The organism is Streptomyces sp. NPDC041124, assembly GCF_055592385.1.
The window spans coordinates 101154-116519 of sequence record NZ_JBVIYR010000003.1 but is presented as its reverse complement, the minus strand read 5'-3'; the positions used below and the strand labels follow the sequence as shown (position 1 = coordinate 116519).

Below are 15366 nucleotides of genomic sequence, written 5' to 3'. Positions count from 1 at the left end.
CGGCCTTTCGGACGTCCCCGAGCGGTGCGATACCTCAGTCCAGACTGGCACCGCGGATCGCACCCGGCACCTCGGCGGGCGGTGCCGGGCCGCCGGGCGAAGGCGTTGTCAGTGGTGCCCCCTAGTCTCGGCGGGGATGGCACAGGCATGGAGGTGCGCGGGGCTGCGGTGGTCGGCGGACGGTCCCGTGCTGACGTGGGACGGTGGCCGCCGCTCGCCGCTGGCCCGGGGGAAACGGGTGGCCTTCGGCGTCGCGGAAGGGGGCGTGCGGACCTGTGTGGGGGCACGGGGACACGCGTGTCCGCTCGCGGCGCCGGTTCCCGCGCGCAGTACGGGGGCGCGCTGCGAGGAGTGCGCCCGGCTGGACCGGGCGCACTCGGTGGCCGCCGACACCCTCGCGGACGACCCGCGGCCCTACCGCGTGTACCTGGCGTGGTTCGGGCCCGGCATGACCAAGGTCGGGATCACCGCGGTGCGGCGGGGGCGGGCGCGGCTGCTGGAGCAGGGGGCGGTCTGCTTCACCTGGCTGGGCAGCGGGCCGCTGATGGCGGCGCGGCGCACCGAGGAGCTGCTGCGCGCCGCGCTCCGGGTGCCCGACCGGATCCCCTACGCCGACAAGAGGGCGGCGAGGGCGGCGCTCCCGGTGACGGCCGGAGAACGGGCGGTGGAGATCGCCGGGCTGCACGCGAGGGCACGCGCCCTCGGTGGATGGCCGGAGTCGCTCACCCCCGCACCGTTCGAAGCCGTCGATCACGTCGGCGTGTTCGGGCTGGCGGGCGTGCCGGCCGCGGTGGGGCAGGTCCGCGAACTGGTCGCCGGGAGCGCGGTGAGCGGTGAGCTGGTGGCCGCCGCAGGACCCGACCTGCACCTGCTGACGGACAGCGGGGTGGTGGTGCTGGACACCCGGCTGCTGACCGGGTGGGCGCTGGTCCCGGCCACCGGGAGGGAGGGCGCGGTGCCGGTCCGGCCGCTGAAGGAGAGGCCGGCCGCGCAGGACGGGCTGTTCTGACCCCGCCCCCGGAGCGGGGGCGCGGTCACGGGTGATCGTGTCGGCATGAGCGACCACCGCGTGACCCGTGCCGAAGCCGGTGGCGTGCGGCGTTTATGGGAAGGGCTCGGGCTGCCCGGGCTCGTCGGCGTGCACACGCACTTCACGCCGGAGCGGGTGCTGCGCAAGGTGTGGGCCTACTTCGACGCACCGGGGCCACTGACCGGCGGCGTCGAGTGGCCGATCACCACCGCGAGGAGGAGACCGAACGGGCGGCACTGCCGCGGGCGTTCGGCGTGCGGGCCTTCACCGCGACGCTCTACCCGCACGAGCCGGGCCGGCTCGGGACGGTGGTGGGTTTCTCAGGGAAAACACAGGTGGGGAAAAGAGTCTTCTCAGAGGTGCCGCACATCGTGTGCGGTATGACCACGATCTCGCCCCAGGGGCGCACCGAACTGCTCAGGCCGGACGGGAGCCCCGTCCGCGTGCTCGTGGTGGACGACGAGCAGTCGATCACCGAGCTGCTGTCCATGGCCCTGCGCTACGAGGGCTGGCAGATCCGCAGCGCCGGGGACGGCCAGGGCGCCCTCCGCGCCGCCCGGGAGTTCCGCCCCGACGCCGTCGTCCTGGACATGATGCTGCCGGACATGGACGGGCTGGCCGTCCTCGGGCGGCTGCGCCGCGACCTGCCCGACGTACCCGTGCTGTTCCTGACCGCCAAGGACGCCGTCGAGGACCGTATCGCCGGGCTGACGGCGGGCGGGGACGACTACGTCACCAAGCCGTTCAGCCTGGAGGAGGTCGTCGCCCGGCTGCGGGGACTGATCCGCCGCTCCGGCGCCACCGACCGCCGCCCCGAGTCCGTGCTGGTCGTCGGCGACCTCACGCTCGACGAGGACAGCCACGAGGTCACCCGGGGCGGCCAGGGCATCCACCTCACCGCCACCGAGTTCGAGCTGCTGCGCTTCCTCATGCGCAACCCGCGGCGCGTGCTCAGCAAGGCCCAGATCCTCGACCGGGTCTGGTCCTACGACTTCGGCGGCCAGGCGAATGTCGTCGAGCTGTACATCTCCTACCTGCGCCGGAAGATCGACGCCGGCCGGGAGCCGATGATCCACACCCGGCGCGGCGCCGGATACCTGATCAAGCCCGCGGTGTCGTGATCGGGTGGCGGCGACCGCGTCCGCGGACCCTGCGGACGCGGCTCGTCGTCGCGTCCGTGGCGCTGATCGCGGTGGTGTGCGCGGTGATCGGCACGGTGACGACGCTGGCGCTGCGGTCCCATCTGTACGAGCAGCTCGACGGCCAGGTGCGCGAGGTGGCCATGCGGGCGGCGGGCGGCCCGGTCGGCGGCCGGCCCCTCCCCGAGCCGCCGCGCCAGGACGACCCCCTCGGCTTCGTCACCAAGGGCCCGCAGGGCTTCGGCGTCATCGGCGCGACGGTCGGGGACGGCCGGGTGACCGAGGGGGTGGTGAGCAACAGGACGGTCGTCAACGGTGTGACCGCGCCCGAGGCCGGTGTCCTCACCGACGCCCAGCTGGCGGCCCTCGGCACCGTCCCGCGCGACCACGACGAGCACACCGTGGACGTCCCCGGACTGGGCAGCTACCGCGTCGCCCACCAGGTAGGCAACAACGGCGCCTTCTACGTCGCCCTCCCCACGGCCGGCGTGGACAGCACGATCAACACCCTGGTCCTCGTCGAGATCAGTGTCACCGCCGCCGGTCTCGTCGCCGCCTCCCTCGCCGGCGCCGTCATCGTCGGCGTCGCCACCCGCCCCCTGCGCCGGGTCGCCGTCACCGCCACCCGCGTCGCCGAACTCCCCCTGCACCGGGGCGAGGTCACCCTCGAGGAGCGCGTCCCGCCGTCCGAGTGCGACCCGCACACCGAGGTCGGCCGGGTCGGCGCCGCGCTGAACCGGATGCTCGACCACGTCCACGGCGCCCTGCACGCACGCCAGGAGAGCGAGACGCGGGTACGGCAGTTCGTCGCGGACGCCAGCCACGAACTGCGCACGCCCCTCGCCTCCATCCGCGGGTACGCCGAACTCACCCGCCGGGGCCGGGAGGAGGCCGGACCCGGTACCCGGCACGCGCTCGGGCGGATCGAGTCCGAGGCGGGCCGGATGTCCCTGCTGGTCGAGGACCTGCTGCTGCTGGCCCGGCTGGACGCCGGCCGCCCCCTGCAGTGCGAGCCGACCGACCTCGTACCGCTCGTCGTGGACTGCGTCAGCGACGCCCGCGCCGCCGGCCAGGACCACCTCTGGCGTCTCGAACTGCCCGACGACCCCGCCCCCGTGACCGGTGACGCGGCCCGGCTCCAGCAGGTCCTCGTCAACCTGCTCGGCAACGCCCGCCACCACACCCCGCCGGGCACCACCGTCACCGCGCGGGTGCGCCGCGACGGCCCCCGGCTCCGCGTGGACGTGGAGGACGACGGCCCCGGCATCCCGCCCTCCCTGCTCCCCCACGTCTTCGAACGGTTCGCGCGCGGCGACTCGGCGCGCACCCGGTCCACCGGATCGACCGGCCTGGGCCTGGCCATCGTGCAGGCCGTCGCGGCCGCGCACGGCGGAGCCGTGACCGTCGACAGCGCGCCCGGACGGACCGTGTTCAGCCTGCACCTGCCCGCGGTGAGCGCGCCTCCCACGCCACCGCCGTACTCACAGCCACGGCACAGCCTCACCACACGGGCACGACAGGGCGCTTGAACAGAGTCGGTTCCATGCGAACCGAATCCTCTCCCGGTGCCCTGCCGGCGCGGGAGCACCTCCCGGCCGCCGGATCCGGTACGCCGGTTCTGGACGTCGTGATCCCCGTCCACAACGAGGAGAAGGACCTCCGGCCGTGCGTCCGCCGACTGCACGAGCACCTCCGCCGCACCTTCCCCTACGCGTTCCGCATCACCATCGCCGACAACGCCTCCACCGACGGCACCCCCTACGTGGCCGACGAGCTGGCGGAGCGGATCGCGGAGGTCCGGGCCGTCCGCCTGGAGCACAAGGGCCGCGGCCGGGCGCTTCGGACGGTCTGGGCGACCTCCGACGCCCCCGTCCTCGCCTACATGGACGTCGACCTCTCCACCGGCCTCAACGCCCTGCTGCCGCTGGTCGCCCCGCTGATCTCCGGCCACTCCGACCTCGCCATCGGATCCCGGCTGAGCCGCAGCGCGCGGGTGGTGCGGGGTGCCAAGCGGGAGTTCATCAGCCGCACCTACAACCTGATCCTGCGCGGCTCGCTGCAGGCACGCTTCTCCGACGCGCAGTGCGGGTTCAAGGCGATCCGCCGTGACGTGGCCCAGGTGCTGCTGCCGCTGGTGGAGGACAGCGGCTGGTTCTTCGACACCGAGCTGCTGGTGCTCGCCGAGCGCGCGGGGCTGCGGATCCACGAGGTGCCGGTCGACTGGGTCGACGACCCGGACTCCACCGTGCGCATCGTGCGGACGGCGACCGACGACCTCAAGGGCGTCTGGCGCGTCGGCAGGGCCCTGGCCACCGGGTCGCTGCCGCTGGACCGGCTCGCCCGGCCCTTCGGCGACGACCCCCGCGACCGGGACATCGAGGACGTACCGCAGGGCCTGGCCCGTCAGTTGCTCGGCTTCTGCGTCGTGGGTGCCCTGTCCACCCTCTTCTACCTGCTGCTCTACAGCGGTTTCCGCGCCTTCGCCGGCTCCCAGACCGCCAACGGGCTCGCCCTGCTGGTCTCCGCCGTCGCCAACACCGCCGCCAACCGCCGCCTCACGTTCGGGGTGCGGGGGCGCGCCGGGGCCGTCCGGCACCAGGCGCAGGGGCTGGTCGTCTTCGGCATCGGCCTCGCGCTGACCAGCGGCTCGCTCGCCGCGCTGAACACGGCGAGCGGCGACCCCGCCCACTCCACCGAACTCGCGGTGCTCGTCGCCGCGAACCTCGCGGCCACCGTGCTGCGGTTCCTGCTGTTCCGGGCGTGGGTGTTCCCGGACGGAGCCGCGGCCCGTCCGGCCCCGGCCCACGCCGCCCCCTCGCGCCCCGCCCCGCCCCATACCCGTTCCGCCCCCGCCGACCACGAGCCGAGGGACTTGCGATGACCCCGCAGTACGACCGGACGCGCCCCCCGGCCGATCAGCCCCTCCCGGCCGATCAGCCCTTCCCGGCCGATCCGCCCCTCCCGGGCCCACCGCCCGCCGCGCCCGCACCACCTCTCCCCGCGACGCCCACCGCACCGCGGGACCCGCGCTGGTCGCGCCCCGCCCTGCTCGCCCTGCTGCTGGTGACCGGCGCGCTCTACCTCTGCAACCTGAGCGCCTCCGGCTACGCCAACTCCTTCTACTCGGCGGCCGTGCAGGCGGGCAGCGAGTCCTGGAAGGCGTTCTTCTTCGGCTCCCTGGACGCGGCGAACGCCATCACCGTCGACAAGCCCCCGGCCTCCCTGTGGCCGATGGAGCTGTCGGTGCGGATCTTCGGCCTGAACTCCTGGGCGATCCTCGTGCCCGAGGTGCTCATGGGCGTCGGCACGGTCGCCGTCGTCCACGCGTCCGTCCGCCGCCGCTTCGGCGCGGTGGCCGGTCTGATCGCGGGCGCGGTCCTCGCCCTGACCCCGGTCGCGGCGCTGATGTTCCGGTTCAACAACCCGGACGCGATGCTGGCCCTGCTGATGTCCGTCGCCTGCTACCTCGTCCTGCGGGCCCTCGAGGACGGCCGTACCAAGTGGCTGGTGTGGGCCGGGGTCGCGATCGGTTTCGCGTTCCTCGCCAAGACCCTCCAGGCCTTCCTGATCCTGCCCGCCCTCGCGCTCGTGTACGGCGTCTGCGCGCCGGTCCGGATACGGAAGCGGCTGGCGCAGCTGGCGCTGGCGACCGCCGCGCTGGTCGTCTCCGGCGGCTGGTGGGTGGCGGTCGTCGAACTGTGGCCCGCGTCCTCGCGGCCCTACATCGGCGGCTCGCAGGACAACAGCTTCCTGGAGCTGACCTTCGGCTACAACGGCCTCGGCCGGCTCAACGGCGACGAGACGGGCAGCGTCGGCGGCGGTGGTGGCATGGGCGGTGGCGGCCAGTGGGGGGAGACCGGCTGGGACAGGATGTTCGACTCCGAGGTCGGCGGCCAGATCTCCTGGCTGCTGCCCGCCGCGCTGCTCCTGCTCGCCGGAGGGCTGGTCCTCACCCGGAAGGCCGCACGGACCGACCTCGCCCGGGCGTCGTTCCTGGTGTGGGGCGGCTCGCTGCTGATGACCACGGCCGTCTTCAGCTACATGGCCGGCATCTTCCACCAGTACTACACGGTGGCCCTCGCCCCCTACCTCGCGGCCGTGACCGGCGCGGGCGCGGTGGCGCTGTGGGAGAGGCGGCGGACGCCCTGGGTGTCGCTCACGCTGGCGGCCGCCGTCACGGCGACGGCGGCCTGGGGGTACGTACTGCTCCACCGCACGCCCGACTACCTGCCCTGGCTGAAGTGGCCGGTCCTGGTCGGCGGGTCGGCCGCCGCGCTCGGCCTGGTCTTCGCGGGCCGGGTGGGGCGCCGGGTGGCGCTCGCCGCGGCGGGCCTCGCCCTGGTGACGGCGCTGGCCGGTCCGACGGCGTACACGCTGAGCACCGTCCAGCAGGGGCACTCCGGCTCCATCGTCACGGCCGGCCCGGCGGGGGCGGGCATGGGCAGTGGGGGGCGGCCCGGAGGCGGCGACGGTCCCGGCGGGGGCCGGAGCCAGCAGGGTCAGGCGCCGTCCGGCGGTGGCACGGACGGCGACGGCACCGGCGGCAACGGCACCGGCACCGGCGGCTTCCCCGGCGGCGGCCCGACGGGCCGGGACGGTCAGGACGGCGGCCAGGACGGCCAGGGCGCCCTGCCCCCCGGCCGCGACCAGCAGACGGCCCCCGGCACCGGCGCCGAAGCCGGCGGGACGCCCGGTGCCGGCGGCATGGGTGGTCTCCTCGGCGGTGCGACCGTCGGCGCGGAGGCGAGGGAACTGCTGGAGACGGACGCCGGCGACTACACCTGGGCCGCCGCGGCCGTCGGCGCCCAGAACGCCGCCAGTTACCAACTCGCCACCGGCGCACCGATGATGGCGATCGGCGGCTTCAACGGCACCGACCCCTCCCCGACACTCGCGCAGTTCAAGGAGCACGTGGCCGACGGAAGGATCCACTACTTCGTCGCCGGCGGCGCGATGGGCGGCGGCGGCCGTGACTCCGGCGCCTCCGCGCGGATCACGTCCTGGGTGGAGGAGAACTTCGAGGAGGTGACGGCCGGTACGGCGACCTTCTACGACCTCACCCGGGAGCGGACCGGCAGCTGACGCACACCAGTCGAGCTGTACACCGTATGGGAGCTGTTCTACGGTGTACAGCATGACGACGTCCTCCCCGGAGCACGCCCCCGGCCGCTCTCCCGGCCGGGCGGACCTCCCGCCGCAGGGTCACGCCAGGCGCTGGCTGATCCTCGGTGTCATCTGCCTCGCCCAGCTCACCGTGCTGCTGGACAACACCGTCCTGAACGTGGCCATCCCCTCGCTCACCCGGGAGCTGGACGCGTCGACCGCCGACATCCAGTGGATGATCAACGCCTACTCCCTGGTGCAGTCGGGCCTGCTGCTCAGCGCGGGCAACGCCGCCGACCGCTACGGCCGCAAGAAGATGCTGATCGTGGGCCTGGCCCTGTTCGGAGCGGGGTCGCTGGTGGCCGGACTGGCCCAGTCGTCCGGCCAGTTGATCGCCGCCCGGGCCGGCATGGGGGTGGGCGGGGCGCTGCTGCTGACCACGACCCTCGCCGTGGTGATGCAGATCTTCACGCCCGAGGAGCAGCCCAAGGCGATCGGCATCTGGAGCGCCGTCAACTCGCTGGGCTTCGCGGCCGGTCCACTGGTCGGCGGCGTCGTGCTGAACCACTTCTGGTGGGGCGCGATCTTCCTGATCAACCTGCCGGTCGTGGCCCTCGCGCTGGCCGCCGTCACCGCCTACGTCCCCGAGTCGAGGAACCGGCAGGGCGACCGCCCCGACCTGGTCGGCGCGGTCCTCTCCACCATCGGCATGACCGCGTTGGTGTACGCGATCATCTCGGGCCCCGAACACGGCTGGACCTCCACCCGGGTGCTGGCCACGGCGGTGACGGCCGGCCTGGTCCTCGGCCTCTTCGCCCTCTGGGAGAGCCGCGTCCCCCACCCGATGCTCGACCTGAGCTTCTTCCGCAACCGCCGGTTCACGGGCGCGGTCGGCGGACTGGTGCTGATCACCTTCGGCATGGGCGGCGCGCTGTTCCTGCTCACCCAGTACCTGCAGTTCGTCCTCGGCTACGGCCCGCTGGAGGCGGGACTGCGCACCGCGCCGATGGCCATGACCGTCGTCGCCCTCAACTTCACGGGCGTCGGCACCACGTGGGCGGCGAGGATGGGCACCCCGCTCTCCATAGCCGTCGGCATGACCCTGATGGCGGGCGGACTGGTGTCGATCGCCACGCTCACCGAGCACGGCTACGCCGGTACGCTGCTCGGCCTGGTCCTGATCGGGGCGGGCACGGCGATCGGCAGCCCGGTGATGGCGCACGCGGTGATGAGTTCCGTCCCGCGCGAGAAGGCGGGCGTCGGTGCCGGGATCAACGGCACCCTCGCCGAGTTCGGCACCGGGCTCGGCGTGGCGGTGCTGGGCGCGGTGCTCAACGCGCGGTTCGCGGCGCTGGTGCCGGTGGCGGCGACCTCGCTCCCGGTGGCGCTGGCCGCGGCGGGCTCGGACGGCGAACGGGCGCGGATCACCGACGCGTTCTCCGCCGGGCTGGAGACGAGTCTGCTGGTGGGGGCGGTGGCCGTGCTGCTCGGCGGACTGATCGCGGCGGCGTTGCTGCGCCGCGCGGACCGGGCAGAATCGCGGGAGAAGGCCTGAGGGCCGGACGGCCGGAACCCGGACCGGGTGACGGCGCCGACCGGTGCCGGCGAGTCGAGGAAGGTGCGCCATGGTGAGGGCAGCCCAGCGGTCCGGCGGTGCGCCGCGGACCAGTGTCTGGCTGGAGGGCACGGACCGCCGCGGCGGGCGGTCCGGCGGACAGCCCTCGGGCCTCGACCGGGAGAGGATCACCGAGGTCACCGTAGGGCTGCTGGACGCCGAGGGACCGGCCAAGTTCTCCATGCGCCGGCTCGCCGCCGAGCTGAACGTGACGGCGATGTCCGTCTACTGGTACGTCGACACCAAGGACGACCTCCTCGAACTGGCCCTGGACCACTCCTTCGGCGAGCTGAGTCTGCCCGACCCCGCCGCCGACGAGGACTGGCGTGACCAGCTGCGCGCCCTCGCCCGCGAGTACCGCGCCCTGCTGGTGCGCCACCCCTGGCTGTCGCCGCTGGCCGGACGGTTCCTCAACATCGGGCCCAACGCGCTGCGGTTCTCCCGGGTGATCCAGCAGGTCATCAGCAGGACCGGCCTGCCGGAGCACGGGGTGACCGGGGCCATCTCGGCCGTCTTCCAGTTCGTGTACGGCTACGGGACGATCGAGGGCCACTTCCACACCCGTGTCGCCGCGACGGGCATGACGCCCGACGAGTACCACGAGCGGGCCATGACCGCGGTGACGCGGTCACCGGATCCCGTCGGGGTGTTCGAGGAGTCGACGCGGATCATGGCGGCCCGCGGCGGTGACACGGTCGAGGAGATGATGGAGCGGGACTTCGCCTTCGCCCTGGACCTGCTGGTGGCCGGCATCGAGGCGATGGTGGCCCGCGGCCGGGACTGAGCGGGCCGTCCCTCGGCGCTCCTCCTCAGTCCCCCTCGACGAGTCGCGCGGGGAACCCGCCGGTCGCCACCGGCCCCCAGCGCTCCGGGGTGACCCGGATGAGCGACTTTCCCTGCTTGAGCATCGCCGCCCGGTACTCGTCCCAGTCGGGGTGCTCACCGGCGATGTTCCGGTAGTACTCCACCAGCGGTTCCACGGACTCGGGCGCGTCCACCACCTCGGCGGTGCCGTCGATCTGCACCCACGGCCCGTCCCACTCGTCGCTCAGGACGATCAGGCTCACCCGGGTGTCCCGCTTGGCGTTCCGCGTCTTGGCGCGCTCGGGGTAGGTGGACATCACGATCCGTCCCGAGTCGTCGACCCCGCAGGTCAGCGGCGAGCCCTGGGGGCCGCCGTCCGCCCGCCGGGTCAGCAGGACCGCCCGGTGCCGGGGTCGTACGAAGTCCAGCAGCTCGTCGAGGGAGACCCGGGTGTTCGTCGCGATGTTCGGTGCCATGGCGCCAGGCTAGTGGGCGGCCATCGCCTCGGGCAGGTTGTCGTAGACCGGGATGTCGCGGCGCACGCCGGTCAGTTCCAGCACACGGCTCGCCAGGCTCTCCGGGCCGGCCACCACGTACACCCGGGTCTCGGGGCGCAGCAGCCGGTGCACGTCGTTGATGAGGCGGACGCCCTGGGAGTCCATGAACTCCGTCGCGGTGAGGTCGAGGACCAGGAGCCGGGCCGGGCAGCCGGGACGGGGCAGGGCGCGGGCCATGACCTGCGGCAGCAGCCGGTCCGCGTTGGAGAAGTCGATCTCGGCCGGGAACGCGAACCGTACGTGTGCGGTCGGGGTGTGTTCCCCGGAGGGTTCGGGAAGGAGGGTCACGGCAGTCACCTGGCAGACGTGCGTCCGGAGTTCCGGCAAGGCCACTTCCTGACCCACCCCCATTGCACCACGTCGGAGTGCGTCACCGGAAGCGGCTAAAATTGTGTCCGTCCTGTGCTCGCAGTCGGGAATGTGCTGCGGAGCTCTCCCGCGCACGGCCTCTTCGGCCGTGCTCGCCGAAGAGGTTCGTGGTGGCTGCGTCCCGGTTTTCTGATTTGCCCCGTTTCCCTGCCGGTGCGGAACTGGCGGAAGCGCTGACGGACGCGGCGTGCCGACTGCACGAGACGTCCACCCCGGACAGCACCCTGGACACCGCGGTCCGGCTCGCCGTGGACCTCGTGCCGGGCGCCGAGCACGCGGGCATCTCCGTCATGGAGCGCGACAACCGCAGGCAGACCCTCGCCTGGACCGACGAGGTGGTGCGCGTCGCCGAGGCCGGCCGCCCCGAACCGGGGAGACAGCCGTACTGGCACCGTCTGTGGACCGCCCCGGTGGCCGAGGTCGAGGACAGCGAGGGGGACGAGGGCGCGGACGACCTGTCCGGTCTCGGTCTGCGTTCGGTGCTCTCGCTGCGGCTGCGCGCCGACCGGCGCCGGCTGACCGTGCTCAGCGCGTACGCCCGCAAGCCGCGCGCCTTCGACGCGTCCGCGCTGCGGGTCGGACGGCTGTTCACCGCGCACGTGGGCATCGCCCTGGACTCCGCCACCGTGCGCGAGCAGCTCACCGAGGCCATGCGCACCCGGGACCTGATCGGCCAGGCCACCGGCATCCTCATGGAGCGCATGGACATGGACGCGGCCGGCGCCTTCGACAGCCTGGTACGGGCCTCGCAGCGGGAGAACGTGAAGCTGCGCGACCTCGCCCGCCGGATCGTCGACGCCCACGAGACGCCCTGAGGGGTCCTCAGAAGGCCGGGAGCGGCCCGCCCCGCACGGCCCTGGACGTCCGGTTCCGCCCGCAGCGTCGTGCCCGATGGCGGCGATGCCGGCCCGGACGACCTGGTTGTAGTGCATCGCGGAGCCCTCGCGCCGCAGTTCGGCCGTGGCGCGGAAGGCCGCCCGGGCGCCGCCCCAGGGTTCCGCGCCGGTGCCGAGGCGGGCGAGGTCCAGGTCGACGGGGCGGACGACCCCGCGCGGGGACAGCTCGCCGTGGACCGTCCGGCGGTCGGGACCCGCCCGGTCAGGCCGGTGGAACGGTAGGTGTCCCGGGGTGGCGTTCGACGTCCAGGCAGTCCGCGGAGCGCAGGTGGGTGTCCCGGGTGCTGTTGCCGGTGTCGATGGACGCGGCCCGGATCACCGCCTCCACCCCGGACCGCGTGACGTCGTCCGGGGCGACCTCGACCAGGGGGCGTCGTGGGACCGGCCCGGGGCGGGGCGCGTCTCCGCTACAGGACGCGCGGCCCGCCACGGGCCGGGGTTCTCGGTCACTCGCCCGGGTGGGCGAGCTCGATGTCGTGGCCGTCGGCTCCGCCGCCGGTGACCGTCAGCGCGGCGGCGACCGGCGGGTAGCCCGCGGCGACGACGGTGTACTCGCCGTCGTCCAGGTCGGCGAAGGCGTACGCGCCGTCCGCACCCGTCGTCGCCGTGCCGATCACGTGGCCCGCCGCGTCGAGCAGGGTGACCCGGGCGTCGGCCAGCGGCCCGTGCGGGGCGCGGACCACGCCCCGCAGCAGGGCGCCGGTCTCCAGGCCGATCTCGACGCGGGTCACCCCGGTGCCGCCGACCTGCACGGGCTGCGCGCGCGGCCGGTAGCCGTCGGCGTTCACCGCGAGGGTCACCGTGCCGGGCACCAGCTCGGCGAACGAGAACTCGCCCTGCTCACCGGTGCTCCCGCCGGCCAGCAGGTCGCCGCGCACATCGGTGACGACCACCATGGCGTCCGTCACCGGCGCCCCGGTGCCGGACGCGTGCACCGTTCCGGCCAGCCCGCCGGTGCCGCTGAGCAGGACGTCGTGGGCGAGCGGTCCGCCGTCCACCACGACCGTGGACGCCTGCGGCTGGTGGCCGTCGGCGGCGGCGATCAGGACGTACGACCCGGCCCCGGGCGCGTCCACCGCGTAGCCGCCGTCGGCCCGGGCCACCGAGCGGCCCAGCTGGCGCCCGCCGAGCGAGATCAGCGTGACGGCCGCCCGCGGCACGGGCACGCCGTCGGCGCCGCGCACCACCCCGCGCACCGGGATGCCGGCCGGGGAGGAACCCTCCGCGGGGCCGGTGGTGGCCGGCACCGGGGCGGCGGCGTCCTCCTCGGCGCCGGCGGCCGCGGTGCCCCCGGCGGCCGGGGCCACCGTCGTGGCCTTCTCCTCCGCCGCCTGGGCCAGCGCGCCGGTGGTCCGCAGCGGGACCTCCTTGATGAACAGGGTCACCAGGAAGGCGAGCAGGGCGACCGGGGTGACGTACAGGAAGATGTCGGCGATGCCGTGCCCGTAGGCGCTCTCCAGCCAGGTGCGGATGGGCGGGGGCAGCAGGTCCATGTCGGGGATCGCGCCGCTGCCGGAGGCCTTGGCGGCCGCCGCCTGCTCCTGCGGGTCGAGCCGGCCGATGGTGTCCTGGGCGTAATGGGTGATCCGGGTCGACATGACCGAGCCGAGGACGGAGACGCCGACCGCGCCGCCGAGGGACCGGAAGAAGGTCACCACCGAGGAGGCGGAGCCCAGGTCGCCCGGGGCCACCTGGTTCTGTGTGCACAGCACCAGGTTCTGCATCATCATGCCGACGCCGAGGCCCAGCAGTGCCATGAAGAGGGCGATGTGCCAGTACGGGGTGTCGTAGCGCATGGTGCCGAGCAGACCCAGGCCCGCCGTGAGCAGCACGCCGCCGGCCAGCAGCCATGCCTTCCACCGGCCGGTCCGGGTGATGACGATGCCGGAGACCGTGGACGACACGAAGATGCCGCCGATCATCGGAATCGTCATGACGCCCGACATGGTCGGGGACTTGTCCCGGGCCAGCTGGAAGTACTGGCTGAAGTAGACGGTGCCGGCGAACATCGCGATGCCGACGAACAGCGAGGCCAGCGAGGCCAGGGTGATGGTGCGGTTGCGGAACAGGCGCAGCGGGATGATCGGCTCGGCGGCCCTGCTCTCGACGAACAGGAAGACCAGCGTCAGGGCGATCGAACCGCCGACCATGACGCCCGTCTGCCAGGAGAGCCAGTCGTACTTGTCGTCGGCGAAGGTGACCCAGACGAGCAGCAGGCTGACGGCGGCGGTGACGAAGAAGGCGCCCGCCCAGTCGACCTCGACCCGGCGCTTGACCAGGGGGAGGTGCAGCGTCTTCTGCAGGACGACGAGCGCGATCAGCGCGAAGGGGACACCGACGTAGAGGCACCAGCGCCAGCCGAGCCAGCTGGTGTCGGTGATGACACCGCCGAGGAGCGGGCCGCCGACGGTGGCGACGGCGAAGGTGGCGCCGAGGTAGCCGGAGTAGCGGCCGCGCTCCCGGGGGGAGATCATCGCGGCCATGATGATCTGGGCGAGGGCGGCCAGGCCGCCGGCGCCCAGGCCCTGGATGGCACGTGCGCTGATGAGCATGGCCGGGTTCTGCGCCAGTCCGGCCACGACGGAGCCGAGGACGAAGACGCAGAGGGCTATCTGGACCAGGACCTTCTTGCTGAACAGGTCGGCGAGCTTGCCCCACAGCGGGGTGGAGGCGGTCATCGTCAGCAGCGAGGCGGTGACGACCCAGGTGTAGGCGCTCTGGCCGCCGCCGAGGTCACCCACGATCTCGGGCAGGGCGTTGGTGACGATGGTCGACGACAGGATGGCGGCGAACATGCCGAGCAGCAGCCCGGACAGTGCCTCCATGATCTGCCGGTGGGTCATCGGAGCGTCTGCGGAGGAGCCTCCCCCGTGCTTGGCATGAGCCCGCACACCGGCTGGTGTGGTCGTTGCCATGGGCGTCCTTCTCTTAGGTGCTTGCGGGTGTACGGGTGGTCTGTTCGGGTGCGGGAGGCGCCGGCCTGGTCGCGGTGCGGCTCTCGCCGAAGCTGTCCCTGAGCCGGGCCATCAGCTGGGCGAGGCGGCCGACCTCCTCGTCGGACCAGTCGCCGAGGCGATCGGCTAGCAGGCGGGTGGTCAGCCGGAACAGCTCGTCGAGCTGCGTCCGCCCGGCGGGGGTGAGGCGCAGGATGCGGGACCGTTTGTCGGCGGGGTCCCAGGAGCGCTCGATCCATCCGCGCTCGGCCAGGTGGGCGACGTGGCGGCTGGTGACGGACAGGTCCATGGAGAGCAGTTCGGCGAGCCTGCTCATGCGCATGTCGCCGTGGCGGCCGAGGAGGGTCAGCACGGGCGCGGAGCCGCTGGGGCAGTCCGCCGGCATGATCCGGTTCATCTCCCGTTTGACGGCGCCGAAGGCGCTGAACTGTCGGACCAGTTCCTCGTACTGCGCCGTCCCGGCCATGGCACCTCCCATTTCGTTGCTCGAAGCAACGATAGAAGTCAATGGTTGCTACAGGCAAGCAAAAGGAGGCGGGGCGATCCAAAAACTTGGCAAAGGCAAGTAATCGCGACAGTAAACACGCAGGTCGCAGGCGGTGCACCCGCACCGCCCCGGCCTGCGGCGGCCTCCGCGCGGTCCGGCCCCTCCCCGCTTGGGCCGTCCGTCGGGCATTCGCTAGGGTCTCGTGACATGGCTAACACCCAGGGCCCGCAGGGCAATCACGACCCCGCCGGCAGCACCCAGATGTTCCGCGCGTTCGTCGACGAGGCTCCTCAGAGCCGGCAGACCGTGTCCACGGGCGGCGGACCCCGCGTCGGTCTGATCATCGGCATCGTCGTCGCCGTGGCGGTCGTCGCCGCGGTGGCCTGGCTGGCGCTGAAGTAGCGCGGGCGGC

14 protein-coding genes and 1 pseudogene are annotated in these 15366 nt (G+C 73.4%); 10 read left to right on the top strand and 5 right to left on the bottom strand.

The window, feature by feature from the left end; all coding sequences use genetic code 11:
* Nucleotides 1–136: 136 nt before the first annotated feature.
* The 8 genes and pseudogenes from ACZ6A9_RS08755 to ACZ6A9_RS08720 all read left to right on the top strand — a co-directional run bounded on the left by ACZ6A9_RS08755 (nt 137) and on the right by ACZ6A9_RS08720 (nt 9671).
* Nucleotides 137–1009, top strand: coding sequence for a DUF2797 domain-containing protein (locus tag ACZ6A9_RS08755; protein WP_468981014.1), 873 nt, complete (start codon nt 137–139; stop codon nt 1007–1009).
* Between the two features lie 45 nt (nt 1010–1054).
* Nucleotides 1055–1326: pseudogene (locus ACZ6A9_RS08750) on the top strand (amidohydrolase family protein); the annotation flags it as partial.
* Nucleotides 1327–1410: 84 nt separating this feature from the next.
* Nucleotides 1411–2151 (top strand): response regulator transcription factor, encoded by a 741-nt coding sequence (locus ACZ6A9_RS08745; protein WP_468982860.1) that lies wholly within the window; start codon nt 1411–1413, stop codon nt 2149–2151.
* On the top strand, nt 2148–3698 hold the full coding sequence (locus ACZ6A9_RS08740) for a sensor histidine kinase (protein ID WP_468981010.1): 1551 nt from the start codon (nt 2148–2150) through the stop codon (nt 3696–3698). Before ACZ6A9_RS08745 ends, ACZ6A9_RS08740 begins: the two co-directional genes overlap by 4 nt.
* Before the next feature lie 14 nt (nt 3699–3712).
* Nucleotides 3713–5050, top strand: a complete 1338-nt coding sequence (locus tag ACZ6A9_RS08735) for a bifunctional glycosyltransferase family 2/GtrA family protein (protein ID WP_468981008.1) — start codon at nt 3713–3715, stop codon at nt 5048–5050.
* On the top strand, nt 5047–7251 hold the full coding sequence (locus ACZ6A9_RS08730) for an ArnT family glycosyltransferase (RefSeq protein ID WP_468981004.1): 2205 nt from the start codon (nt 5047–5049) through the stop codon (nt 7249–7251). The genes ACZ6A9_RS08735 and ACZ6A9_RS08730 overlap by 4 nt, the downstream gene beginning before the upstream one ends.
* Before the next feature lie 52 nt (nt 7252–7303).
* Entirely contained in the window at nt 7304–8827 is a 1524-nt protein-coding gene (locus ACZ6A9_RS08725) for an MFS transporter (RefSeq protein ID WP_468981001.1), read from the top strand.
* 70 nt (nt 8828–8897) lie between these two features.
* On the top strand, nt 8898–9671 hold the full coding sequence (locus tag ACZ6A9_RS08720; RefSeq protein WP_468980997.1) for a TetR/AcrR family transcriptional regulator: 774 nt from the start codon (nt 8898–8900) through the stop codon (nt 9669–9671).
* Between the two features lie 25 nt (nt 9672–9696).
* Here the strand turns inward: ACZ6A9_RS08720 and ACZ6A9_RS08715 are convergent, their stop codons facing one another.
* Together ACZ6A9_RS08715 and ACZ6A9_RS08710 are read right to left on the bottom strand one after the other, a co-directional pair.
* On the bottom strand, nt 9697–10167 hold the full coding sequence (locus tag ACZ6A9_RS08715; RefSeq protein WP_468980993.1) for a PPOX class F420-dependent oxidoreductase: 471 nt from the start codon (nt 10165–10167) through the stop codon (nt 9697–9699).
* Between the two features lie 9 nt (nt 10168–10176).
* The gene (locus tag ACZ6A9_RS08710) at nt 10177–10536 is read right to left on the bottom strand and encodes an STAS domain-containing protein (protein WP_468980990.1); all 360 of its coding nucleotides are present in this window, start codon (nt 10534–10536) and stop codon (nt 10177–10179) included.
* A 215-nt stretch (nt 10537–10751) separates the two neighbouring features.
* Between ACZ6A9_RS08710 and ACZ6A9_RS08705 the strand changes: the two genes are divergently transcribed.
* Nucleotides 10752–11432 carry a GAF and ANTAR domain-containing protein gene (locus tag ACZ6A9_RS08705; protein ID WP_468980987.1) on the top strand — a complete coding sequence of 227 codons (681 nt, stop codon included), beginning with the start codon at nt 10752–10754 and terminating at the stop codon, nt 11430–11432.
* A gap of 283 nt (nt 11433–11715) precedes the next feature.
* Here ACZ6A9_RS08705 and ACZ6A9_RS08700 read toward each other — a convergent pair whose 3' ends face one another.
* The 3 genes from ACZ6A9_RS08700 to ACZ6A9_RS08690 form a co-directional block, all read right to left on the bottom strand.
* Complete coding sequence (locus ACZ6A9_RS08700) at nt 11716–11832, bottom strand: YceI family protein (protein WP_468980984.1); 117 nt, start codon at nt 11830–11832, stop codon at nt 11716–11718.
* Between the two features lie 127 nt (nt 11833–11959).
* On the bottom strand, nt 11960–14356 hold the full coding sequence (locus ACZ6A9_RS08695; protein WP_468982857.1) for an MFS transporter: 2397 nt from the start codon (nt 14354–14356) through the stop codon (nt 11960–11962).
* 85 nt (nt 14357–14441) lie between these two features.
* Nucleotides 14442–14933: a MarR family winged helix-turn-helix transcriptional regulator gene (locus tag ACZ6A9_RS08690; RefSeq protein WP_468980981.1), complete on the bottom strand. Its 492-nt coding sequence runs from the start codon at nt 14931–14933 to the stop codon at nt 14442–14444.
* 228 nt (nt 14934–15161) lie between these two features.
* Between ACZ6A9_RS08690 and ACZ6A9_RS08685 the strand changes: the two genes are divergently transcribed.
* Nucleotides 15162–15356 (top strand): hypothetical protein, encoded by a 195-nt coding sequence (locus tag ACZ6A9_RS08685; RefSeq protein ID WP_468980978.1) that lies wholly within the window; start codon nt 15162–15164, stop codon nt 15354–15356.
* Nucleotides 15357–15366 lie beyond the last annotated feature (10 nt).